The sequence below is a fragment of the Cohnella terricola genome, assembly GCF_007786475.1.
GTDB lineage: Bacteria > Bacillota > Bacilli > Paenibacillales > Paenibacillaceae > Cohnella > Cohnella terricola.
In genome coordinates this window covers 335,160-359,969 of the sequence record NZ_VNJJ01000001.1, presented here as the reverse complement: position 1 = coordinate 359,969, position 24,810 = coordinate 335,160, and the positions used below count along the sequence as shown (strand labels likewise).

The window sequence follows — 24,810 nt, the reverse complement described above, 5'->3', positions numbered from 1 at the left end:
ATTTTTCTCCTGCGACATCGAATCCTCTTCTGCCTATTCCTATTCTAAAGAGCGCAATAAGCGATTAAAATGAAAACAATAACTTAGAATCGTTTTCGACATAAAAAACACTGATGAAGAAACTTCATCAGTGCGGTTGCTGTTTGTTTACGAATAAACAATTTTCTTAATGGTTTCAACGGAGAGAAAATAGTCCTTTGCAAGCTGCTCAATACTGCTATTATTCTTAAAAGCGTGTCTAATAGCGGCATTTCGGTGATCTAACCACTGTCTTCCACCACTCTGGCTTCCCCATTGATTATATTCCTTCTCCTGCTTAGGAATGTATATCGTCTCTCCCTGGATATACTGTTGGATCTCTATAATTAGCTTTTCGGGTAATATTTTTTTGGCATTCGTATATTTCATTTCGCTTCACTCCTTATTTGGAAAATAAGGTGCAAAGCCAAAAGATTAGAAAAGCTTAGTCAGCGTTAGGAAAAAATTACGCCCCATGCAAAGTAACGCTTCTCCAATATTGGCTTTGCATGAGTGAAAGTAGTCACAGACAATCTCAAATGATTCTCCATCAGTAAAGCACCCCCTTTACTTTGCCAGTATACCATAATTCTTTCCTACCCTTTGGAGGTAAAACCATCAAGTCCGCCGGACAAGGCGAGCTTGATGGTTTTAGTGAACGTTGACCGGCAAGCTGTTAAGCCGAGGGCGCTTGCCGGGCGGCTGCCCGCCTCTGACGACGGGACTTGCGGAAGAACAGCAGCTCGTAGATGCAAGGCACGATAACGAGCGTGAGCAGCGTGGCGACGATGAGGCCACCGATGACGACGATAGCAAGACTCTGCGAGACGATGCTGCCGCTTTCCGACGATCCGAATACGAGCGGCAACATAGCGCCGACGGTGGCGATCGCCGTCATCAGAATCGGACGCATGCGCGTTCCCGCCGCCTCCAGAAGCGCTTCGCGAATCGTCATCGTCTCTTCGTTCTGCTTCACGCGGTCGATCAGCACGATTGCGTTGGTGACAACGATACCGATTAGCATGACGACTCCGAATATGGCAGTGAGCCCCGGCGTCACGCCGGTGACGATCAGGCCGAGCACCGCTCCGATCGGTACGAACAAGATCGAAGCGAGAATCGCAATCGGCGCCCGCAGCGTTTTGAACGTAACGACCAGGATCAGGTACACGATGGCGATGGAGACGAGCATCATGCCGAACAGGTTGGACATGTCCGAGGACTGGTCGGCGGAAGCGCCGCCCACGTAAATTTTGACACCTTCCGGCGGCTTCACGTCATTGATCGCCTGCGATATTTTACCGCCGACAATGGACAACTGGCTCGGCTCTACCGTCGCCGTTACGCGAATGTAGCTTTTTCCATCCTTATGGTAGAACTTCGTCGGCTTCTCTTCTTTGATCCATTTCGCTACGCTGGATGCCGGCTTCGGTCCCTTATCGGTAAGAACAGTCAAGCCGTTCAAATCAAGCTCAGACTTCGGAGCGAGCACCGGCTGAATGAAGATGTTCAGCGCGCCGCCATCGGACTTCATCGTGCCGATCGGCAACGGATTGAGCATGACCTGAAGCTGGGAGGCGATGTCTCCGGCTTTGGCTTCGGCCGGGTTCACTTGCAGCGTGTATACCGTCTTTTTCTCTTCCTGATTCGTTTCGACCTTGAGCACGTCCGGAGTCGGCTTGATCTGGGCGACGATCTCGTCGACCGTCTTCGCCAGCAGGGCAGGATTGTCTCCGGACACGTCGACGAATACGCTTGTACCGGCTCCGACTCCGAGCAGCCCGCCTGCGCTGGCGTTCAGCTCCGCTCCCGGGTAGTTCGGGCGCTCCGCCTTAATGGCCTCGATGAGCTTGTCGGCGTTTCCGCCTTCCTTCAACTGAACCATGAACGTCACGAGCGTCGGCGATTGAAAGCTTCCATACTTGGCGGCGTCGGCGCTGTTGCCCATGCTCATGCTGACCCATTCCTGGCCTTCCAGGTTCATCAGGAACGCTTCGAGCTTTTTACCGTTGTCGAGCACTTGGTCCGTCGGGGTATCCAATTTGTATTCGAGCGTCACGTTCAGATTCATGGCGTCGGAAGTATCGACCGTGCCCTTCGGCAAGTTAAAGTAGACGCCTACCGAGCCGATCAACAGCACGAAGGCGATGAGGATCGGAATCCACTTATGCCGTAAATTCCAATGCAGGAACGCGGTAAACCGCTTGGACGGCTTGTGCTCCTTGAGCGACAAGTTGCGAAGCACTCCGGCGCTCATGAGCGGAATAACGGTCAGCGCAACGAGCAGCGACGATAGCAGTGAATATGCGACGGTCAAGGCGAATGGCAGCAGCAACGAATGCAGCGAGCCTTGCAAAAGTCCCATCGGCAGGAACACGGCGACCGTCGTCAGCGTCGAAGCGGTGATCGCCCGTGCCACTTCCTTGGTCGCGTCGATGACGACCGACACGGAGAACGACTCCTTCTGCAGCCGGCGGAAAATGTTCTCGATGACGACGATGCTGTCGTCCACGAGCCGTCCGACCGCGACAGCGACTCCGCCCAATGTCAAAATGTTCAGGGAGATGTTGGACAAGTCGAGCAGGTACAGCGTTAATGCCAGCGACAGCGGAATCGACACGATCGTGACGAGCGTCGCCCGTAAGTTACGCATGAACAGAAGGATGACAATCGTGGCGAACAAGGCGCCCATGAGCACTTCGCGCATCATGCTGTTGACGGAGTTGACGACCTGCTCGGACGTACTCATCATCAGCTTCAACTCGACGTCCTTGTTATCTTCGTTGATCTGCTGAATCGTCTTCTCCACGCCTTTGCCCACGCTTACCGCATTAGCGCTTGCCGCTTTGGATACGGTGATTACCAGCGCGTCCTTGCCGTCGAGCCGGCTGATGCTTTCCTTATCGTCAAGCAGTCTGACATCGGCCACGTCGCCCAAGACGACTCCGTCTGCGACCGGCAGCTTCTTCAGCGTCTCGATATCCTCCAGAGAGGATGCGACGTTCAAGTTGACGATCTGTCCGTCCAGCGACGTCTGGCCGACGGAAGACGAGGCGCTGCGGCCCTGCATAACACCATATAGCGCCTGAATCGGCACGCCTTTGGCCGCTAGCTTATCCGCATCCGGGAACACGCCGACGCCGGGCAGCGACTTGCCGGACAGCTGAACCTCACCGGCTCCATCGATCGAACGGAAAGCATCGACCACCTGTCGTTCCAACTTCTCCTTCTGTGCTTCGCTTGTTCCATCGGCGAACGTGAGCGAGACGAACGAGATCGGAATCATCGAGGTATCGAACTGAAGGACGTACGGAGGCAATATACGCTCCGGCAGTTGCACCGCGTTCACGGCCCGCTCGACATCCGCTTTTGCTTGTTTCATATTTGTTTTTGAACCGAAGATCAGGTTGATCTGGGAGTAGCCGTCTCCCGAAGTCGAGAACGCATTGGTTTTGCCTTTGATGACCGCCAGCGCTTGCTCCAGCGGGTTCGTCACCTGGCTCTCCATCGTGGTTGCATCGTAGCCCGGGCCTGCTACGCTAACCGATATCTGCGGGTTGTCCATCTCCGGCATAAATTCCATGGGAAGCTTAAAATAGCTGAAAATCCCGATACCGAGTACCATCACCACGAGAATCGAGATGGCCGCCTTGTTGCGAAATACGCCTTGTAAAAACCATTTCATAATAAATCTTTCTCCTTCCTGCATGTTCGAATAGGATCCACATGCCCTATCCTAGCAGCCGCATTGAAACGGAGCCTAAACGAATCGATGAACAACAGCTTAATTTTGCCCATCACGTTTAGCTTTTGTTAATGTGTGTCGAGGAGCGAGCGTAAAAATCAAAAACGGGTGTTGTCCTCGGCAGAGGATAACACCCGTTTTTGAGCCCAACTTGCTGGGCAGATTATTTGGCGATTTTTGCGAAGTATACCAAAGTTCGAACCAATTGAGCCGTGTAAGACATTTCATTATCGTACCAGGCTACGGTTTTCACCAGTTGATGGTCCCCGACCGTCAGAACTTTCGTTTGCGTGGCATCAAAAAGCGAACCGAACGTCATGCCCTTAATATCGGAAGATACGATCTCGTCTTCCGTGTATCCGTAAGTTTCCGGATCGGACGCTTCTTTCATAGCGTCGTTAATTTCCTCAGCCGTTACCGTAGCATTCAATACAGCTACGAGTTCCGTTACGGAGCCTGTTGATACGGGCACACGTTGAGATGCCCCATCAAGTTTGCCCTTCAGTTCGGGAAGAACGAGGCCAATGGCTTTAGCAGCACCCGTGGAATAAGGAACTATGTTCTCTGCGGCGGCCCGTGCCGCGCGAAAATCGTTTTTAGGATTCGGTGCATCAAGTGTGCTCTGGTTGCCTGTATAGGCGTGAATAGTCGTCATTAAACCGGATTGAATACCAAACTTATCGTTCAGAGCTTTAGCCATAGGAGCCAGACAGTTCGTTGTGCAAGAAGCGCCGGAAATGACGGTTTCCGTTCCGTCCAGCGTTTCATGATTTACGTTGTACACGATTGTTTTCATGTCGCCTGTTGCCGGTGCGGAAATGACGACTTTCTTGGCTCCGCCCTTCAGATGAAGCTCCGCCTTTTCTTTGGTAGTGAAGAAACCCGTACATTCGAGCACGATGTCTACGCCAAGCTCGCCCCAAGGGATTTCTTCAGGGTTACGGTTAGCCAGTACCTTAACTTCTTTACCGTTAACGGTGAAGGCTCCGTCATGAACTTCGATGTCCCCTTGAAAAGTGCCTTGCGTCGTATCATATTTGAGCAGATGAGCCAACATTTTCGCGTTCGTAAGATCATTAATTGCTACAACCTCGACGCCTTCCACATTTTGAATACGGCGATAAGCGAGCCGTCCGATTCGTCCAAAACCGTTAATCCCTACTTTTACACTCATGGAATATTCCTCCTGCAATCTTTATTTATCCCAAACAGACAAATGCCTGTCATGAAATCAAAGAAATTGGCGGCTGCCGGACACGATTCCCATTAAAAAGGGGTTGTTGTATTATCAAAGAGACCGATCGGTATCTTTATTGTATCATGATTTGAGTGATTGGCAAGGCTTCTGTCGTAAATATTGATATAATATTTGATTAGAATAAGGACATTCGGAGGTACCCATGAAAAAAGGAGAGCGAACAAGAGATCACATTATTATGAAGTCGGCAGCAATCTTTAATCAGAGAGGATATGCCGGTACATCGTTAAACGATATTATTGCCGATACCGGAATTAAGAAGGGTGGCATTTATCGGCATTTTGCCAGTAAAGACGAGATTGCGCTTGAAGCCTACAATTACGCTGCCAGTCTGGTCTCCGGGAAATTTTCCGAGGCGGTCGATCAAGAGCAGTCTGCGTCAGGGCGGTTGATTGCTTTTTTTCGCGTTTATGAAGATGTTGTTCACAATCCGCCGTTTATTGGCGGATGTCCTATGCAGAATACGGCTGTAGAAAGCGACGATACTCATTCGGAGCTTTGTGATCGAGCGAGGCAAGGGCTGCATAATTTCTTGGATATGATGAAAAGCATTATTCGTGACGGGATCGAAGCTGGGGAGTTTAAGGAAGATCTGGATTCGGATGCGCTTGCTACGTTTGCGTTTTCCTTGTTGGAGGGGGGCATTTTGCTCAGCAAGTTGGATGGAGACAACAAGCATATGCTAATGAACAAGACAACCTTCTCGTCCTATTTGCAGCAATGCTGCTTAAAGAGCAGTTAATCAGCAGAAAGATTTGGCTTCCATACCGACGTCACTGAAACGGAGCCTAAAGGTATCGATGAACAACAGCTTAATTTTGCTCCCTACGTTTAGGTTCTGTTAATGTGATCATGCTACGATGGAATGGGGTGAAAACGATGACAAGCTTATCCGATATTAGAATCGCAATCGTCGACGACGAACCTTCGATCGTCACCATGCTGCAAATGGTGCTTCGTAGGGAAGGATTTAATCAGCTGTATGCCGCTTCCACCTGTGCAGAAGCGCTCGATTTGGCGGCGCGCGTGGTCCCCGATATCATTCTTCTCGACATTATGCTCCCGGACGGCAGCGGACTGGAGCTTTGCTCCAAGCTCCGCGAATACGGGAATCCGCATATTTTGTTTCTAACGGCCAAAGCTTCGGATCTCGACGTTCTGCGAGGCTTCGCTATGGGCGGGGACGATTATATTACGAAGCCCTTCAATCCCCTGGAGGTGGCGGCAAGAATTCAGGCGCGCATACGCCGTCTGGAGCCGGATGTTCCCGCAGCCAGTCCAGTTAAACGGCCCGATTCGGGAATTTACCGGTTCGGCCGCTTCACCGTCAACGAGGCGGAGGGCGAGCTGATCGTGGAGGGACAGCCGGTACCTTGCCCTGCGCAAGTCTTCCAACTGCTGCTGCACTTCTGTAAGCATCCCGGAATCGTATTTACCAAAACACAGCTCTATGACAAGGTATGGGGGATCAACGGACAAGGAGACGACTCGACGGTAATGGTGCATATCCGGCGCATACGCGAGCGGATCGAGATCGATCCCGGCAATCCGCAGCTGCTGATTACCGTACGCGGCCTTGGCTACAAGCTGATGAAGGAGTCGCAGGACCGATGAAAATACAACATCGCATGACCTTCCACTTCACGTATCAATTAATATTCTATGCCCTGCTGCTTGTGGCCATTACCCTGGTTGCCTGCGTCCTGGTTTTCCAGAACATGCAGAATAATGAGATACGCCGGAACTTTCCGGTTGGCGCGCTGCAAATGATCGCACAAGAAGCGCATACCAAAGACGGGACGATTCAGATTTCCCGCGAGTGGAACAAGCTCATCGAGGAGAAAGGCATGTGGCTGCAGGTTGTCGATGCCGATGGAAAGGTAATCTACGCCGTCAATACGACTTCCCAACAATCGGTGCCGTCCTCCTACTCCATCGCTGAGCTGCTCTATATTCAAGAGACACGGACGCTTGGGACGTATGCCGTACACACTCAGCTGAATTTTGCTTTCAATAAGACGCTTCTGTTCATGCTGGGCTACCATAGTCCTGAACTTGACCAGCTCATGGAATGGTTCGACGCCTACGGGCATCAGGGAGTCGTGCGCAGCGAAGCGGTTTCCATGTTGGACCGTCAACTGCGTGAGACAGGCAGCTATCTGCAAGTGATCGACCCCTCAGGTCTTCCCGTCCAAGGCATCGGCGATGAAGATTACATGCAGCGGGCGTATCGTCCGCTGGATATTTTGGCTATCCAGCAATCTCCCGATAACTATGACACGACGATTGTCGTCCATCGGGACGAGTCTAGCGGAATGACCTGGATCCTCTATACACCCAACGCGGCGGGAGGTTCTCTGAAGCATCCTGTGCTTGATTCAGCAACGCGAGGGCTCGTCTGGACCGCAGGTCTAATCTTGCTCTTGATTGTGCCCATCTCAATCTGGCACGGCTACCGCTACGGTCAGCCGCTGATTCTGTTCTCAGGCTGGTTTGAACGCATGCGCAAAGGGCAATATAACGAAGTGCTTACCGCAAAGGACATGCGCAGGGTGTTCCGCCGTAACGGCGCGATGCGATCCAGATACAAGCTCTATAAGGAAGTAATTGAATCCTTCTATCAGATGACGCACCAACTGGCGCAAACCGAGAAGGAACGCGAGAGGCTGGAAAAGGCGCAAGCAGAGTGGATGTCTGGGATCTCCCACGATCTCCGCACGCCCCTGGCTACAATTCAAGGCTACGGGTATATGCTGGAGAGCTTGCCTGAGCAATGGAGCCACGAGGAGATGCGGCTCATGGGTTCGACGATTCGGGAGAAGGGAGATTATATGCTGGAACTGATCTCCGACTTTTCTATGATTCATCAACTCAAACAGGGCGATTCCATCATGAATCTTCGGGAGATCGATTTGGATGAGCTGGTGCGCCGCTCGGTGCTGAAGTATGTCAACGACGCCACGATGTCGGAATATCAGTTTCTCTACGTTGGAGACGAGAGTCCCGTACGATTATTGGCAGATGAGACTTGGTTGCTGAGGTTGATGGACAACTTGCTAACCAACGCCGTAAAGCATAATTCGCCGGGTGTGGTCGTCACCGTCTCAATCGGCAGGGTAAAAGACAAGGCGTGCATACGAGTCATTGATAATGGCAGAGGGATGGACGAGGAGACGCTGCATCATTTGTTCAACCGCTACTACCGGGGAACGAATACGGAAGAATCGACGGCTGGCTCCGGGCTTGGGATGAGCATTGCCAAAACGATCGTGGAAGCGCACGGAGGAGAAATTCAAGTGCATTCCAAATTGGGGCAAGGCACGAAGATTGAGATCATGTTGCCCTGCTGAGCGTACAGAAAGATAACATATACCGCGCCGTCTGTACATTAGCTCCGGTTGCTTTCGGACAACCATCGGCGGAACGCAAATTGCCAGCATTCGCGGGTTTATATCCACACTTCTGAAACAATCCCTCCCTCTGCATGATTCACTTGAATCTGTTCTTCGCGGGCAGTTTCAGTTTTGGACTTAGTAAGTAGTAACTGCTTTGTTCAACTATCGTACCCGTAAGTTCAGCGAAATTCGATGAGCTTACCTAAGTTTTCAACTTTGCTGTATTGTTTGTTCATACGGGAATAAACAAAAAAGCTTATACGAAATTGATGTGCATTCCCTATAGTTTTATCAGTTAAATGCATGATGTGTTTCCAATGTCAACTTTACTGGGTGTACTTCATGCGATTGTGTCTAACTTGTGATATTTTCTTCTGATTTACGGACTATTAAGCCCAGAAATAATGTTATTGTTATCGCCAGTCGATGAGGTCTTTAAGAGTATTTTTTATTATCTACCCATTGTTGCAACTCATCCACAGACTTTAGAATCTGTAAATCTGGCTGCGTAATTAAAGTTACAACAAGATTTTTCACAATTTCGTATGCCTCAACAACTTCATCTTTTAAGATTACTTGTGATCCTCCGTGAGCTACAGCAGAACGTTTACCATATAAATCTTTAACAGTTTTTAAATATCTTTTACGTGAATCAAGGTCATTGCCGAGGATGAACGCAGTAAATTCTGATAGTTGATTAGCGATAGAGGGGGAAACTAGGACACCTTTCTTTTGGAATGTAAACAGCGATTCCAAAGCAAAAATATATTGAACGAAGCTATTCGCTGGTTCTTTTTCTTTTGCACCTTTACCAATCCAGTTGACAGCAGCGAAAATACGTTTTTCGAGATCGGTTAATTTACCGGAGTTCAATTTGTTCCAAATCCAGAGGTTTCCGTTTTTAGAATCTTGAAAGAATTGGTCTGTTATCTGAACGCTTTGAATAGAGCCTGTTGCAGATGAACTGCTTGCAGCTTGTTCGGCAGAGAAAATAAGTGATTGAGTAACTGCCCAAGAATTAAAATTATTAACCGCTACATCGTGTTGATGAGTAGGGCCTAGCATATACCTAATAATATTGTCGAATTGACGGAATTTATTGTCACTCAATTCATTCGCTCTGTTATTTTCTCGGGCGTTGATCATCACATTCATAATCAACATAGTATCCATGTGTTCAAGTTCTAAGTCATATATCATATTGCCATGAGGGTACTTTGCTAAAATGTTCGCTTTATGGTGTTCAGCATGATAAATTGTGAAAGGTCCTAATGCTAAAGGATTCGCATTAGGTGGTAAATTAGCGCCATAGAGTGGACGAAAAACTTCCCACGCTTGAATCGGCATTGAAATTAAAGTTGGAATAAATTGATCTGTTTCCGCTTGAGTAATATGATTGCCGTCAAAGACTTGTTTCTGCAATAGTTTTATTATCTGATCCTTTACAGCCTTAAGTGTCACTGTTTCAAATAAATCGTTATTACCTTTCCATATTTTTTCTGAAATCGTCTCGAAAGTAATAATATCTTGGCCTGAAAAGTACAGGTTCTTCCCGTCCAAAGTGCGCAAATGTCCTTGGTACCCTGTTCCATCTTTCGGATTAGGACCGACCTTTACCACTCGCAGCAATTCACTGATTTCATCGAATATATTCATCTTGCACCCTCGCTAATAGTTTATTTAATGTTAAAAGAACTGAGTATTTCCATGGTTTCAATCCATCATGACTAATACATTTTTATCTAGCTTTACAAGTAGTCCTTCTTTGATATCGTCTACCTTTAAACCGGTCCGGTTGCATACATTCTAATGACCAAATTACTCACTTCCATTATTAAAATATTCGTGAAATAGCTATAAATCCTGCCCGTTAGTTTAAGTACATTATTCTCATACGCCAGAAGAAACGGCAATCTGAAGTGGTCAGACTCGCTCGGCATTGCATATCCCACCAAAGGAAGCATCAAAAACGGAGACGGTCCGTATACCGAGATCATGCACCGCTTTGAAACTTGGCTTCGAGACGTGCACAATTACCTACCCGGTCAAGAAATTGAATGGGAGACCCAGAAGCAGTTGCAAAAACAGTTTTTTCTGGAGTTTATCCTTCTTCTCTACCCAGCCACTTCGAAAACTTACTTATAACGGCAAAGAAGTCTACGTATGTACCGGCAGTCAGGCTCATATGAGCCCGACCTACTTTGCAAAATGTTGTCCCTCGAAAAAGCCAAAGAACATTTAGCATCTGGAGTAACGCATCCAATAGACTTGATCATTCATATCAGCGACCTGATTTGGTTACGCTATCTTACCCGTTAGCACAACACAGAATTATCAAAAATCCGATTTTTCGTCAATAAATAGCCGTCCAAGCTCACTTAAAAAATTATAGTACTGGTTAGCCATTACGAAATTCACAACTTTAGCTTCTGTATCGGTAGACTCAAAAAATGGAATGATACATAGATTTATATCCTGATTTAGTATATAAGCCAATTTATTCGGGTCTTTCCATATTCGGTCGTATCTCGTAAATGGATCATCCAGATCAAACGTATCTTCTGATAGGCCACCATAAGGTGCAAACCCAGGGATATCCCCCATTCTATACCAATTAAGATAGGTTTTTTTCTGCAATGCGTTTTCTACTAGGTTAGCCAATGGTACGCTAATCAACATGGGATCAAATTTCAAATGCTTTCCTTGTGATTTTGCAAAGTCGGGATGGTAGACACCCACTCCAACACTGAACGATACGAATATGTTGCTGTTATTTCGGCTTTTTTGTATTTGGCACACCTGACGGATACCATTTACTTTTCTAGAGAAGGTGTTTTTTGAACGCTTAAATCCAAGTTCTTGCAATTTAGGCTCGAATAAATTTGAAATCATCTCATTTAGTTGTTCGCTATAATGAATAGTCATTTACACACACCTTTCATACTAAACAAATTATACAAAACAACGGTCGATTTGTTCAGCTATCCTGCCCGTTACTTCAATAAACAAAAAAGGAGCTGCATCGAAGCAAGCCCCTTAACTATCGTTTTCCGTTAGCTGAATTTTGCATTAGTCATGAGGATTAATTATAGCTAATACTTGATGATCTTCCCATATCCCATTAATCTTCACATTTTTTTGTGCAATCCCTTCTTTATGAAACCCGGCTTTCTCCAACACTCGCATGGATGCAATATTATGAAGCATTACACCAGCTTCTATCCGATGTAACATCAATTCATTGAATGCATAATCGACAACTAATTTTACTGACTCTGTTGCGTACCCCTTACCATTACTACTCTTATCCAAAAAATAACCAATGAAAGCATTTTGAAGGGAGCCACGAATAACTTGAAACAGGTTAATGGTACCAATTAATTTATCAATATTATTGGTAAAGATTCCAAAGTTGTATTCTTGGTCTTTAAGCATGCTTTCTTGATTTTTAGTTATTCTCTTAATTTGATTTTCCATCGTATAAAAATCATTACTACGAGTCATTGAAAACATCTCAAAAAATTCACGATTCTCTGTTTCTAATCTAAGTATTTCTAGTGAATCCTCTATGTTTAACGGCCTAATGTAAATGTTATTATCTTTAATCATTTAAATCACTCCTAAATTTAAGTTTCCTCTCAAAGGTCTTGTAATAAGTCATTCTTCCCCTGGCTTTATAGTGGTTTCTGGATGGGGATTAATATCACCATATTACAACCATTATTTACGATCAGAGCTTTTTAATCTATCTTAACATTTTTTTATTTTCCTTTTCGAGCAGCTCCAGACTATCGTTCCCGTTAGAGCAGTCAACTTTAAAAAAGAAAAAAAGCCCACGATCTCATGGGCTTTTTTTTGTTCAGTAATAGGGTTCCATCATTAAAAACACGACTACTCCAGTAAAACTGACATAAAGCCAAATAGGCATTGTCCATCGAGCAATGCGCCGATGCTTTTGAATTTGATTCGTCCATCCCCAAACAAGTGTGAATAGGGCTAGCGGTACGATTATTGCGGCAAGGATGCTGTGCGAAATTAAAATAAAAAAATAAATGGGTCTGATAATACCTTGGCCGCCAAATGCCGCTGTTTCTGAGGACATGTAGTGAAATGTTAAATAAGAAACCAGAAATAATAATGTCGAGGTAAAGGAAGCAAGAATGAAACCTTTGTGCACCTCAATGTTTTTTCTCAAAATTGCAATTAAGCTCGATAGCAAAAATATAAACGTAAAGCCATTTAAAACTCCATTTATTCTCGGGAAGATGATTAAATCAAATTTGATACTTCCTTTGTATCCAATCGGTGAAAAAAACAAAAGAAGTATAACAAAATTTATAATCAAGGACGTTACAATTATAGGAATCGTATAACTTTTATTATTGGCTGGTTGATCATTTGAGTTCATTTGATCCAAACGCTCCTATTTCTTTTTTTCGAGCTTGCCTTAGACATAAAAATTCCTTTGTCAGACGCATAAGTGACCAGCTCAGTACGACTCTTTAATTTCAACTTAAAAAGAATGTCATTCAGTATGAGCTTCACTGCATTATCCGGTATTACTAAGCGATCGGCGATTTCTTCAATGTTGAATCCTCTACACAGATATCTTAATACTGCCGTTTCCATTACACTAAGAAGGGGCTCTTCGCCATGTGGGATATTCTCGGTAACAAATTGCTTTAAAATTTGATATCCAAGCTCTCTCGGCAGAGTCGCATCCTCGATCAAGAGCGATCTCAGATACTCGTGAAAGGAAGCTGGGTGCAGCGACTTGAACAAGTAACCCTGCGCCCCGCTTTTCAGGGCTTCAAAAAAATACTCAACGTCAGCGCTTTCCGCTTGCAATACGACTAACATTTGGGGATTCATCTTTTTCATTTCTTGAATGGTCTGTGTACCCTTCATATCGTGTAATTCAACCGCAACAAGCGCAAGCTCCGGCTTTAATGAATCGGTGAGAGATATCGCATCCCTTCCGCAGTCAGTTTCCGCTACGACCTCAAATATCGGATCCAGCTCCAGCAGGTACTTGATCCGCTCTCTATGCTCTTGCGATGGTTCTGCAAGCAACACTCTGTTGATTTGGCTCACCGCTCCACAACCCCTTTATGGAACCTTAAACCCTATGCCTGTTGCTATTATCGCGTTTTATGTGTCTAGTCGAATGGCCCGAAGTGGCTATTTTCCTCGAAAAATATGACCATTCAGTGTCAATGACATATTATAGATCTTTTTAATCCCCCGTTTCGCCGATTAATTGTAACTCAACTTGTTTCATCTTATAAAAATAGCCTTTTTGCTCCATCAACTCTGAATACGATCCCGATTCGATCACTCTTCCTTGCTCCACGACTACAATTCTGTCCATTCCTTCCAAGCCATTAAGCCGATGACAGATTAGCAGAAGCGTATCTTCGGATGCCTGTTCGTATAGGTGTGTCAAAACACGTTGCTCTGTCACATAGTCCAGTGAAGACGTCGGCTCATCCAGCAGCCATAGCTTTCCATTGCGAAGCATGGCCCGGGCCAGGGCCAAGCGCTGTTTTTCGCCATCCGATAAATTTTCTCCCTTTTCGTACACGGGGTCCGTTAATGAAGTGGTCGGCAATTGCACTTTAGCGAGGATATCCAACAGGTCGCCGTCAGAATGGTCCTCACCATCCATGACCAAGTTATCCCGGATCGTTCCCCGGAAAAAATGGCTTTGCTGCAGCACGACATTCGCCGTTTTCCAAATGCTCGACTCCTCCAGCTCTTGTACCGATATGCCGTTCAGTCGCAAATCCCCGGCCGTCGGCGTACGCAGCTTGAGCAACAACTCAATCAGCGTGGACTTTCCTGAGCCGCTAGGTCCGACAATCGCCGTTTTGAATCCTGGTGGAATTTGCAACGAAAAGTTCTTCAACGCCGGCCTCCACTCCCCTTCATATTGAAAGGAAACGCCGGATAACTCAATAGAAACGGCATGGTCAGTATTTAATGTACGACTTGGCTTCACTGGCTGCATGGTAGGCGTTAATACGGCTTCCGTCAGCCGCTTGGCTGCATGTTCACTATCTTGCTTATATGCTGGCAACGTGGCCATAGCCGATGCTTCATCAAATACAGTTAATGAGGCCATGACAAGCATAGCCAGATATACGCCAGCTAGCGTTCCATCCGATATCAGATAAGCACCAAGTGCCAACACCCCCCAGGAAATCAGATAGGTGACAAAGGCATGCATCGATTGTCCACGTAGCAGTTGTCCGGCCGCTCGCTGCTGCTCAGCTGCCAATGCGGCAGAAGCTTGGCGAAGTTGCTGCTCCCTCTTCGCAAGCTGACCATAAACTTTAAGTTCGCGAAAACCGTATAACACCTCTGTTACTTCCGTAGACAACAACGCCCGCTGCTTGCGAACATGCCCATTGATATTCCGATATCCCAGCAATACGATTCCCGGCACAACCAATACGGTCCCCAGCATACCGAGTAGCAACAAGCAAGCCATCCAGAAAGAAAAGGAGGCGGTAGCCAGCATTGTCGTCAAAAAGACCATAACGACAATGATCGGCGGATACGCAACGCGTAAAAAATAGTGCTGCAAACTCTCTACATCCCCAACGATTCTCGCAAGCAGATCCCCGCTTCGTCTATTACTTAAAACTCCCGGCGTTAAAGGAATAAGCTTAGCAAAAAAGGATGTTCGCAAACGGCTAAGCATAGAGAATGTCGCTCTGTGCGAATATAAGCGCTCGCCATAACGGCTCACCGCTCGAATCAAACCAAGCAGCTTGACCAGCGAAGTAAGTACAATCAGCGTATAAAGCGGGGGTGCAAACACCGTTTGCGAAATGAGATATCCGCTCGCAGAGAAGAGGACTACACCAGCAATACCGGCGACAAATCCGCCTAAAATCGAAAGAATAATATCCTTGCGCTCCCGAATCATAGCTTGAGACAAAATAGCCAACTCGCTCATCCCGGCACCCCTTTGCGTTGGACATCGACCATCTCTGCATACGCAGGCAGGCGTTTCATAAGCTCGTCGTGATGTCCCGAGCCCACTAGGACGCCATGGTCCATAAACAGAATATTGTCCGCATGTCGAATGGTATACAATCGGTGAGCCACCGTAATCATCGTCGCCGATTTGGCCAAGGTTGCAATCGAATGTTGCAGGATGCGCTCGGTGTGAAGGTCGAGTCCGACGGTCGGCTCATCGAACAAAATAATGGAGGGCCGCTTCAAAAAAGCTCGCGCTACGGCAAGTCGTTGCTTTTCCCCACCGGATAGTCCTCTGCCGCCTTCACCGACGGGGGTATCAAGTCCCCGCTCCAGTTGGGATACAACCTTGGAAAGACCCGCATCCGCAGCCGCCGCCTCGATTTCAGCCCTGGAGACTTTCCGCCCGGTACCGATCGCGATATTATCGGCGAAGGTACCTGCAAAAATGTAAGGATGCTGCGTAATGTAGCTAATATGTTCGAACCATATCGTCTCATTCTGTTGAGTAAGCGGATTTCCATTCACCATAATGGCCCCCGACACCGGTTTTAGTAATCCCGCTATAAGATGGAGCAAGGTCGTTTTGCCGGATCCGCTATGACCAGCAAGGGCAATATGATCTCCTGGTCCAATTGTGATCGAGCCTGTATTCAGCTCAAACGAATCAGGTGCATACTGAAACCGGACATTGTCCAGTTCAATGGCGGGCGGCATTGGAAACAGCTTCTTCGGGAATGTCCGGAGCCCTATCGGCTGATCCTTCAGATCGTTTCTATCGTTCGTGTCCGCGAGCATGGTTTCAACCTTGCGAATCGCCCCCATACTGGTTCGCCCATTGTGAAAAGCTGTGCCCGAACTCTTTAGCAAGCTGTAAAATTCGGGCACGAGCAACAAAACAAAAAAGGCCGTGTGAAACGACATCGATTTGAAGACAAGCAGCTGAATGGCCAGTTCGAGAGCAACAACCCCGATGCTCAGCATCACAATCGATTCCAACATGAGGGTATTCGTAAACGCAATCTTCAAAATATCCATTGTGGCATCACGGTATCTTAAGCTGCTGCGTTCGATTTCTTGTTGCTGACGGTGGGCCCGTCCGAATATTTTTAACGTAACGAGCCCTTGAAGGGAATCCAGAAATGTACCGGCAAACTCAGCCAACTGCGTATACTTTTCTTCTGATTTATTTTTCGTTTTCAACCCTACCAAAATCATAAAAATCGGGATAAACGGAGCCGTAACCAGCATGATGATACCTGAATTGATATGTTGGGTAAACGTAACGACCAAAATCAGAATGGGGATAATGACTGTTTCCACCATACGCGGCATGTATTGACTGAAATAACTATCCGCCTCATCCACAGCATCCAGCGCAATACTGACCTTTCCCCCCGTTTGCCCTTGAAGGGAGGACGGCATGGAAGCATGCGTAAAATTCTGAAGCACGGCTGCTCGCATATTTTTTTTGGCGGTTGCTGCCATGTGCAAACCAACAGTCCCGTTCCCATATGACAACAGTGTACGTATCGCCATCACGACCAGTAGGATGCCGAGCAGTAGGGCAACCGATGAAAAAGATGCTTTCTCCACAAAGATCCGCTGGACGGCTTCAGCTAGCAATGCAGCCTGACTTACAATAGCGGCACCTAGTGCGAGCGAGATGAATGTCAGGTAAATGAGACGTTTGCGTTGGGCGGTCATCTGTATAGCGATCAAGCTTCTTTTCCCCTTCACCAAACTCAACTCCTTTATGGTAATAGCCTGCGAGTAATCAGCCTACTTTTTCCCTTTCACGTAATCTGCATCGAACAGGAACAGCTTGAAAACCAAAAAAAGGGAAGGAATCAATAGACACATGCCCCCGATAAATACGACAACCAGCGCGAAGCCCATTGAGGATGAAGTGACGCTGCTCTGAATCGTAATGTAGGGATCAAGAATATAGGGATACTGCCCAATCCCGTAAGCGAAAAAGGCACAGAAAAATTGCAGCATGATGCAAACAAATGCTAACCCATAGCGACGGCCGCGGTATAACAGCCACATCGCAATCATGAAAAAGGCAACAGAAAGTGCAAGCAGCCACCATAAATCCATCATATTTTGATAATGTCGCTCATTGTGTTGCCCCAAATAGATAAAGGCCGTCAGGGCGATAATAATCGTCGGTGTGCTCCAGAACAGCGCGTATGTCCGCATAAGCTTTAGCGCAGCGTGATCCTCTGCCCGTGAAGCGTAAAACGCCAGAAAACAGGCGCTAATAAACAAGACAGACACAATCGCCAATCCAACGATGCTCCACGACAATGGATTGGTAAATAAAGCCCAGTAATCCAGAGAAACCGTCTGATCCTGCTTCAAGATAAAGCCGCCTTCAGACAGGGCCAGCGCCACTGACAACGAAGCCGGGATCAGCAAACCCGATGCGCCGTACAAAAACAGATAGACGATATTATTTTTGGAACCATAGTTTTCAAACGCATAGAACGAACCGCGAATAGCAAGCAGCACGATTGCAATACTCCCCGGAACAAGCAGCGCCGAACCATAGTAATAGGCTGTATCTGGAAAAAATCCGATCATGCCGATGTAGAAAAAGACGAAAAATACATTTGTGATCTCCCATACGGGTGACAAATAACGAGAAATCAGACGATTAATGAGGTGGTCCTGCTTGGTCAGGCGGGCATAAAAGGCAAAGAAACCGGCTCCAAAGTCAATGGAGGCTATAATAATATACCCGTACAAAAACAGCCAAAGTACCGAAATCCCAATCAAATCGTAACTCATCAGGCATGCGCTCCCTTCCCTGTCCTCTTGTCGCCCGCATGCTGCGCCCACTTCTCCATCTCATTTTCTGCCGGATTATTGTTGAATAAGCGTCGAAGAACAAGGACACTAACCACGCCTAATACGATGTAAAGAAGAAGGAAAAGGAAAAAAAGATTTCTCACGCTTGGCGATGTCGTCGCGGCTTCTTCTACACGCATATATCCTCGTAAAATCCACGGCTGCCGCCCCAACTCAGCGTAAAACCAGCCCAGCTCGACTCCCAAAAATGCGAGCGGCGCACCTAAAGCAATCATGCGGAGCAGCCATTTGTTGTGCTCATTGCGTTTTTTCCAGAATGTAAATAGGAAATACAGAACGGATATACCCAACAATGAAAACCCGATGCCAGCCATCAAGTCAAAAAAGTAATGTACAAGGAGCGGAGGTTGTTCGTCTGGAGGAAATTCATTCAGACCTGTTACTTTTGCATTGAAGTTTCCAAAAGCCAGGAAGCTGAGAATCTTCGGCAGGTGAAGTGCGCCTATAATTTTATGCTCGGCATTAAGCCATCCTAATAGAATCAAATCCGCGCCGCTTTCGGTTTCAAAATGCCATTCCGCAGCAGCCAGCTTTTCCGGTTGATGCTCGGCCAAGAACTTGGCGGACACATCTCCAGTTACCGTGTTTAGCAGTCCGAACAACATGACAACGGCCATCATAAGCTTCAGTGCTTTTTTGTGATATCCCGTAACGCCCTTTCTAAGCATCGTAAAGGCTGCTATTCCTGCTAGCAGAGCTGCTCCTGTGAGATAGGCCGAGCTTAATACATGGAACACTTTGGAGAACGTCGCCGTATTCAGCATCGCTTGCACCGGGTTAACGGCTGTAAATTGTCCGCCTTGCATGGTAAATCCCCCGGGTTGGTTCATAAAACCATTCACAGTCGTAATAAAAACAGCAGACATGCCTGCCCCTGCGACAATGGGGATTGTGAGCAGCCAATGAACAAATGGGTTCTTGAACCGATCCCACGTATACAGATAAATGCCTAGAAAGATAGCTTCAAAAAAAAATGCAAACACCTCCATGAATAACGGAAGCGCAATAACGTTCCCCGCCAACTTCATAAAATTCGGCCACACCAATGCCAATTGCAGTGAGATTGCCGTGCCTGTTACGACACCGACCGCGACGGATATAACAAACCCCCTTGCCCACCTCTTAGCCATCAGTGTGTAGTGAAAATCTTGCTTGCGGATGCCGATGAGCTCGGCAATCGCGATCATGAGAGGGATACCGACACCAATCGTCGCGAATATCACATGGAACCCTAGTGTCATTCCTGTCACCAGCTTGCTCCATAGTACCGTATCAATTCCCATTCCTTACTGCCTCCCTTCCAAAGCCAATTGTAATTCGAGTTGATTATATCTCTGTCCTTCAGCAGATCAAGCGCGGTCACATCTTCTCCCTTAATCGTTCAAGAGTGGAACAATTCTTTCTGACAACTCGATGAACAATGCAAAAAAAGCCCGATCGGGCTATTGATCGAGCCTGCTTATCATGATAACTTTATCCGTTTCTTTGTTTTGTTAAGCCCGTATTTTTAACATCTATCATGCAACTTCTGACCAACCTCTCCACGTACTTCATATATCGTTGAATGGGGTCGGCGCTGCCAGTCAATCTGCTTGCCATAATGGCTCCCTCCATCGAGTCAGTCAGAAATGATGCCAATTCAATTGCGTCTGTGTCCGGACGAATCTCCGCATTTCGAATCCCCTGATCTATGATTGATCGCATGAATTGAACCATAACTTGATAAGCTTCATGAGCTTTCTGCTGAAGTTCAGGGAACGAACCATCACTCTCTACCGCCGTATTCAACATTGGACATCCCCCAGGAATCGGAGGGTTGTTTACAGCATCCCGATAAACTGCAGAGACTTTCATGAGCTTATCAAGCACATTCGTTCCTTCTTGTTCCGCCTGAACAAAAAAATCAAGCAATATCCCTTTTGCCCGCTCAAAAGCAGCAAGTACAATCATTTCTTTGTTTTCAAATCGTCGATAAATCGCACCTTTAGGTAATGCAGTTGCCTTCATAATATCCTGAATTGATGTTTGTGCAATGCCTCTTGTATTAAATAAGAGCATAGCCTCGTTTATGATTTTTTCTCGTACATCGTCTGGCTTATTCATGTTTCTCCTCCTCGTCATGTAAGCTCATCAGTGCTGTTTTAATTATTTTGTCACAAAATTCCCGAAGTTGTCTATTTGCAAGTCAGCCGTGCTAAAGTATAATGGATTTTGCGGACCGGACGGTCCGGTCCTAACCCCTATGCCTATTAAAGCGCGTTACCCTGCAAGACTTCTACGCTCAGTAAAAATGTCGAATCATGCGATGCTAATTCTAACTTAAGAGAAGGTTGAAGGCTATGCGGTTCATTAAACATGTAAAGGAGTTGCGCCATGACGATTAGTCACAGTTTCTTGTTCTCGCTTAATTGCTGGTTTTTCGTTTCACTGTTCACATTCGCCGGTAGCGCGCCTCAGGCCGATGAACGCTAAAATAGCTTTCCGCCTCCTGATTACCGTTGCTGCAGCCTTCGTCTTCTGGACGCTTTTGGATCGTTTCGCCCTGGATCCGGATGCGTCGGTTTTTTTGAGCCACAAGACCAAGCTCACCCGTCCGATGAATTTACCTGTCTGGCTAACTATGCTGAACGTTCATGTCATCTTCGCCTGCATCGCGATCGCTGCTGGCGCCATAAACTTTGCCAGTGCCAAGCTCCGTAAGTACCGGAAGACGCATCGTATTCTCGGCTACGTCTATGTCGTCGCCGTACTGGCCGTATGCATCACATCAGGCTATATGGCTCCTTTTGCGACTGGAGGCAAGGTCGTGAGTGTAGCCTTCAATTTGCTTAATATCATTTGGATATTTATAACAGTGAACGCATACTTGCATATTCGACAAGGGCGGGTTGAAAACCACCGCCGCTGGATGATCCGCAGCTACGCGTTCTGTTTCACAAATCAGATGATACATACGCTTATGCTTCTCTTCATCAACGCGCTGGGAATGAGCTATGAGGTCGGATATACGGCGAGTGTTATAGGAACGATCGTACTTCTTTTCTTTGCGGCGGAATGGATCATTCGGAGACGAAAGGCTGGCGGGAGTACGGTGTCGTTTCGGTGATAATAAATATCCACCGCTTCTTTTGTGGACGGACTCACAAGCCGACGTCATTCAAAGGATAATTTATCAGCCCACTCCATAACCATAACCTTCGAGTGGGCTGTTAATTTTCTTTCAAAATCACCAAGCAAAGAAAGCAGATTTATAGAACTAACGTTCCCCGTTAAAGACGTGTGTGCTCAAAATTAACCCAGGACAGGTATATACATATAATGGTTAGTGCGAAAAAGATAACTGAGATACGAGTGTTTCTACGGAACTTGATGCCATATGAAGTGAAGAACATTGCAGCGGCAAACTTTGCAATGCTCTGATAATATCCATTTTGCGAAAAAAATGAATTGCTAAATACTATCGCAACCGCAACGTTGAAGAGAAAAGAATCTTAAACCACAGAGGTTCCCTTAAGAATTGTTTATACATAAATTTAATCCTCTGCATAATATCAATCCTCCAATATTCATCTTAATTACAAATAATAGCATACTGTACAAGGGAAACTATATCTTTTACAGTATTATTCCAACACAATCGCAGCAACGAGCTTCTTAAGTTTGTGTAAAGCGAAGCGGACACGCAAAAAAACAGTGCAGGCCCAAAATTCAGGCCTGTCACTGCTTTTCATCGTGCATATTATGCTAATTCAACACTTAACTTAATGTTTTTAATGCATCAGGTGTAAAAGGAATCAATTCCTCTGTCCGGCCGTCCCGAATTTTAGTTGCCCAAGCCGGATCAATCAATAGAGCACGTCCTATGGCAACGAAGTCAAATTCTTCACGTTCGAGTTTTTCAATCAATCCATCAATTCCGGTGCTAGCAGCTCCCTTCCCTTCAGCGAAAAGACTTGTAAAATCACCATCAAGACCAACAGATCCAACCGTAATCGTCGGTTTGCCAGTTAGCTTTTTGGTCCATCCTGCAAAATTCAGGTCAGAGCCCTCGAACTCAGGCTCCCAGAAACGGCGAGTGGAACAATGGAAAATATCGACGCCTGCAGCAACGAGTGGCGCTAGGAACTGCTCCAGCAGCTCAGGTGTTCCAGCTAATTTCGCTGAATAATCCCCCGATTTCCATTGTGATAAGCGCAGTACAATCGGGAATTCGGCTCCAACTGACTGACGGCAAGCCTCGATCACCTCAACTGCAAAACGTGTGCGTGCAAGCATGTCGCCACCATAGCGATCGGTGCGTTGGTTGGTTTTCTCCCAGAAAAATTGATCAATTAAGTATCCATGTGCACCATGCAGCTCAATGCCATCAAATCCAAGACGCTTGGCTTCAGAGGCCGCCTGCGCGAACGCTTGAACGATGTCGGCAATTTCCTCTTCCGAATAATCATTAACTTGACCGCGAGCTCCCATATGCCAGATTTGTGGAATGATCCGTCCGCCTGCCTCATGTACTTCGGACACTACATTTGCCCAGCCGTTTAATGCAGCTTCACCATAAAAGTGCGGAACGTTAGCTTGATTCGACGCATCCGGATGATTGACTATCGTTCCTTCTGTCACGATAAGTCCCACGTTGTTCTCGGCTCTGCGACGGTAGTAGGAAGCCACATTAGCGCCAGGCACGCCATCCGGAGAAAATTGCCTGGTCATCGGTGCCATTACGATCCGATTAGCTAATTTCAAGTTGCCTAATTCAAAAGGTTTAAATAGGGATTCTACTGATAGTGTTCTAGTCATGATAGCCTCCAAAGTTAGTCGCTTTTTAATGTTTAGACAGTATCACAGGCCAGTGGCCCGCGTTAAGATTAGTTTTATTTTACATCTAGATGTACATCCAAAGGGGCGTTCCTTAAGCACCACCTCCTTTATTATCATGTTGTAAGACCAATGTAAATATTCGATATCCATTTTTGACTGCGCGGTCAAAATCTTGGCAAAAAAAAAGATCAAGGCAAAATAATTGCAAAAGACGTACGCAACACCGCCTCGATCTGTTCCCGAGTTCCACCTGATTTCTCTAAAATCTTTGAGCCGGAAATAGCGTTGTTTAAATAAGCTGCAAGCACGCTGCTGGAAAAACGGGTCGTAATCAACTGCAGTTTCTGACCGTTGCTGATGATTTTCTCTAGAATATGTTCAGTTTCGGCGAACATCAGCTCTATTTCGCGGGTGACTTCTTTGTCATCCTTCGCAAACTCCATTGCGGTATTTACCATCAAGCATCCGCGGCACAATTCTTCATCGTGCAGCAGAGATTTGTATAAGGATTCAAGCTTTTCCAGTGGAGAGATATTCTGCTCCTCCAACTCTTTCAAGTTCGAAATATGTTGTTCACGATAGTGGGCTAAAGCCTTGAGGAATAGAGATCGCTTGTCGTTAAACACACAATACAAGCTTTGCTTCTTAACCCCTGTCATACGAGTTAAGTCCTCATAGGAAGTAGATTTGTATCCTTTGCTCCAAAACACTTCCATAGACTGGTGTAATGCATGATCAATATCGAATTCCCTTGGTCTACTCATGAGATCACTTTATCACTTCTTGACCACGTAGTCAAAAAATTCGCAAGTGTGTGGAGGAGTACATTTATTACTACTTTATGATAATGAGTTTCCATTTACACGCTTCATAAATAACGAGATGAAGAGCGCAACGATCGTCAATATCCCGGCAAAAATAAACGCGCTCAAAACCGATTGTCGAAAGCAGCAAGGAAAGAATATCAATTTTAGGACGCGTAATAATGGAAATATTTTTTAAGAAAATGATACCGATGAGCCAAATCCGCCTATTGAATGGGGTTGCCTCGGACACATTCAATAGGTGGATTTTGGTATGACTCCATATTCGGCCAAGAGATACTTCCCGCTAGATTAGGACAGCAAGCTTTGCGGCATATCGTTCATAATAGCCCGCGACCAGCGCTCCACGTCAAAGTGAAGGACTTTGCTCGACTCCGCTGGTTTGTGGCGGCTGCGCACAACGTTGCGCGTGCGGAAAATGATCGACTTTACCGCGGAGACGGTGCTGTTCGTGCTGTCCGCAATTTCCTGCATCGAGTATCCGAAATAGCGAAACAACAGCCAAATCTCGATACTTCGTCTCGGAAAGCGTTCCGCCAGCCATTCAATGGCGCTGCGAACCTCGATATAGTCGTTATCGTTATGATATAGCTTGGGCGGTTCGACCAGCACAGCAAGCCTTCTTTGTTTTTTACGATGCTCATCGATCCACAAGTTTCGTGCAACCCGCATCAGGAACGGCTTCATATCTAGAAGCGGCTCCGTATGCGAGAAAAACACAAGCGACTTCAGAAGCGTGTCTTGGAGCAAATCCTCTCCGTCCCATTTTGACTTCGTCAAATAAAAGCAATATCTTCGCAAATCGTCCATGTACGGCGTAATCAACTTTTCGTATGTCGGAATGACCTCCATGCAAGGGTCCTCCTTTCCTGTCCGGGTGTCGTTGTC

At 46.5% G+C, this 24,810-nt stretch carries 20 protein-coding genes; 4 read left to right on the top strand and 16 right to left on the bottom strand.

The window, feature by feature from the left end; genetic code table 11:
- Nucleotides 1–147: 147 nt before the first annotated feature.
- From FPZ45_RS01675 to gap, 3 genes are all read right to left on the bottom strand, one after another.
- Nucleotides 148–408 carry a CD3324 family protein gene (locus tag FPZ45_RS01675; RefSeq protein WP_144697745.1) on the bottom strand — a complete coding sequence of 87 codons (261 nt, stop codon included), beginning with the start codon at nucleotides 406–408 and terminating at the stop codon, nucleotides 148–150.
- Between the two features lie 286 nt (nucleotides 409–694).
- Nucleotides 695–3,703 carry an efflux RND transporter permease subunit gene (locus FPZ45_RS01670; protein ID WP_144697742.1) on the bottom strand — a complete coding sequence of 1,003 codons (3,009 nt, stop codon included), beginning with the start codon at nucleotides 3,701–3,703 and terminating at the stop codon, nucleotides 695–697.
- A gap of 223 nt (nucleotides 3,704–3,926) precedes the next feature.
- Nucleotides 3,927–4,937, bottom strand: a complete 1,011-nt coding sequence (gene gap, locus FPZ45_RS01665; protein WP_144697740.1) for a type I glyceraldehyde-3-phosphate dehydrogenase — start codon at nucleotides 4,935–4,937, stop codon at nucleotides 3,927–3,929.
- Nucleotides 4,938–5,163: 226 nt separating this feature from the next.
- Between gap and FPZ45_RS01660 the strand changes: the two genes are divergently transcribed.
- From FPZ45_RS01660 to FPZ45_RS01650, 3 genes are all read left to right on the top strand, one after another.
- A complete protein-coding gene (locus FPZ45_RS01660; RefSeq protein WP_144697738.1) occupies nucleotides 5,164–5,763 on the top strand; it encodes a TetR/AcrR family transcriptional regulator in 600 nt (199 codons plus the stop codon).
- Between the two features lie 137 nt (nucleotides 5,764–5,900).
- Entirely contained in the window at nucleotides 5,901–6,635 is a 735-nt protein-coding gene (locus FPZ45_RS01655) for a response regulator transcription factor (protein ID WP_144697736.1), read from the top strand.
- The gene (locus FPZ45_RS01650; protein ID WP_144697734.1) at nucleotides 6,632–8,371 is read left to right on the top strand and encodes a HAMP domain-containing sensor histidine kinase; all 1,740 of its coding nucleotides are present in this window, start codon (nucleotides 6,632–6,634) and stop codon (nucleotides 8,369–8,371) included. The genes FPZ45_RS01655 and FPZ45_RS01650 overlap by 4 nt, the downstream gene beginning before the upstream one ends.
- A 480-nt stretch (nucleotides 8,372–8,851) precedes the next feature.
- Here the strand turns inward: FPZ45_RS01650 and FPZ45_RS01645 are convergent, their stop codons facing one another.
- The 10 genes from FPZ45_RS01645 to FPZ45_RS01600 form a co-directional block, all read right to left on the bottom strand.
- Nucleotides 8,852–10,072 carry a HEPN domain-containing protein gene (locus tag FPZ45_RS01645; RefSeq protein WP_144697731.1) on the bottom strand — a complete coding sequence of 407 codons (1,221 nt, stop codon included), beginning with the start codon at nucleotides 10,070–10,072 and terminating at the stop codon, nucleotides 8,852–8,854.
- A gap of 678 nt (nucleotides 10,073–10,750) precedes the next feature.
- Entirely contained in the window at nucleotides 10,751–11,341 is a 591-nt protein-coding gene (locus FPZ45_RS01640) for a DUF4304 domain-containing protein (RefSeq protein ID WP_144697729.1), read from the bottom strand.
- 144 nt (nucleotides 11,342–11,485) lie between these two features.
- On the bottom strand, nucleotides 11,486–12,025 hold the full coding sequence (locus FPZ45_RS01635) for a GNAT family N-acetyltransferase (RefSeq protein ID WP_144697727.1): 540 nt from the start codon (nucleotides 12,023–12,025) through the stop codon (nucleotides 11,486–11,488).
- Nucleotides 12,026–12,275: 250 nt separating this feature from the next.
- Entirely contained in the window at nucleotides 12,276–12,824 is a 549-nt protein-coding gene (locus tag FPZ45_RS01630; RefSeq protein WP_144697725.1) for a DUF420 domain-containing protein, read from the bottom strand.
- Entirely contained in the window at nucleotides 12,821–13,510 is a 690-nt protein-coding gene (locus FPZ45_RS01625; RefSeq protein ID WP_144697723.1) for a response regulator, read from the bottom strand. Before FPZ45_RS01625 ends, FPZ45_RS01630 begins: the two co-directional genes overlap by 4 nt.
- Nucleotides 13,511–13,652: 142 nt before the next feature.
- Entirely contained in the window at nucleotides 13,653–15,380 is a 1,728-nt protein-coding gene (gene cydC, locus FPZ45_RS01620; protein ID WP_144697720.1) for a thiol reductant ABC exporter subunit CydC, read from the bottom strand.
- Entirely contained in the window at nucleotides 15,377–17,143 is a 1,767-nt protein-coding gene (gene cydD / locus FPZ45_RS01615) for a thiol reductant ABC exporter subunit CydD (RefSeq protein ID WP_144697718.1), read from the bottom strand. Before cydD ends, cydC begins: the two co-directional genes overlap by 4 nt.
- 42 nt (nucleotides 17,144–17,185) lie before the next feature.
- Nucleotides 17,186–18,199 (bottom strand): cytochrome d ubiquinol oxidase subunit II, encoded by a 1,014-nt coding sequence (locus tag FPZ45_RS01610; RefSeq protein WP_144697716.1) that lies wholly within the window; start codon nucleotides 18,197–18,199, stop codon nucleotides 17,186–17,188.
- On the bottom strand, nucleotides 18,199–19,563 hold the full coding sequence (locus tag FPZ45_RS01605) for a cytochrome ubiquinol oxidase subunit I (protein WP_144697714.1): 1,365 nt from the start codon (nucleotides 19,561–19,563) through the stop codon (nucleotides 18,199–18,201). The genes FPZ45_RS01610 and FPZ45_RS01605 overlap by 1 nt, the downstream gene beginning before the upstream one ends.
- Nucleotides 19,564–19,753: 190 nt before the next feature.
- A complete protein-coding gene (locus FPZ45_RS01600; RefSeq protein WP_144697712.1) occupies nucleotides 19,754–20,383 on the bottom strand; it encodes a TetR/AcrR family transcriptional regulator in 630 nt (209 codons plus the stop codon).
- Between the two features lie 358 nt (nucleotides 20,384–20,741).
- Between FPZ45_RS01600 and FPZ45_RS01595 the strand changes: the two genes are divergently transcribed.
- The gene (locus tag FPZ45_RS01595) at nucleotides 20,742–21,386 is read left to right on the top strand and encodes a DUF2306 domain-containing protein (RefSeq protein ID WP_144697710.1); all 645 of its coding nucleotides are present in this window, start codon (nucleotides 20,742–20,744) and stop codon (nucleotides 21,384–21,386) included.
- A 650-nt stretch (nucleotides 21,387–22,036) separates the two neighbouring features.
- Here FPZ45_RS01595 and FPZ45_RS01590 read toward each other — a convergent pair.
- The 3 genes from FPZ45_RS01590 to FPZ45_RS01575 form a co-directional block, all read right to left on the bottom strand.
- Entirely contained in the window at nucleotides 22,037–23,077 is a 1,041-nt protein-coding gene (locus tag FPZ45_RS01590; RefSeq protein WP_144697708.1) for an NADH:flavin oxidoreductase, read from the bottom strand.
- 209 nt (nucleotides 23,078–23,286) lie between these two features.
- The gene (locus FPZ45_RS01585; RefSeq protein ID WP_144697706.1) at nucleotides 23,287–23,862 is read right to left on the bottom strand and encodes a TetR/AcrR family transcriptional regulator; all 576 of its coding nucleotides are present in this window, start codon (nucleotides 23,860–23,862) and stop codon (nucleotides 23,287–23,289) included.
- Between the two features lie 351 nt (nucleotides 23,863–24,213).
- Complete coding sequence (locus FPZ45_RS01575) at nucleotides 24,214–24,774, bottom strand: RNA polymerase sigma factor (protein WP_144697702.1); 561 nt, start codon at nucleotides 24,772–24,774, stop codon at nucleotides 24,214–24,216.
- Nucleotides 24,775–24,810 lie beyond the last annotated feature (36 nt).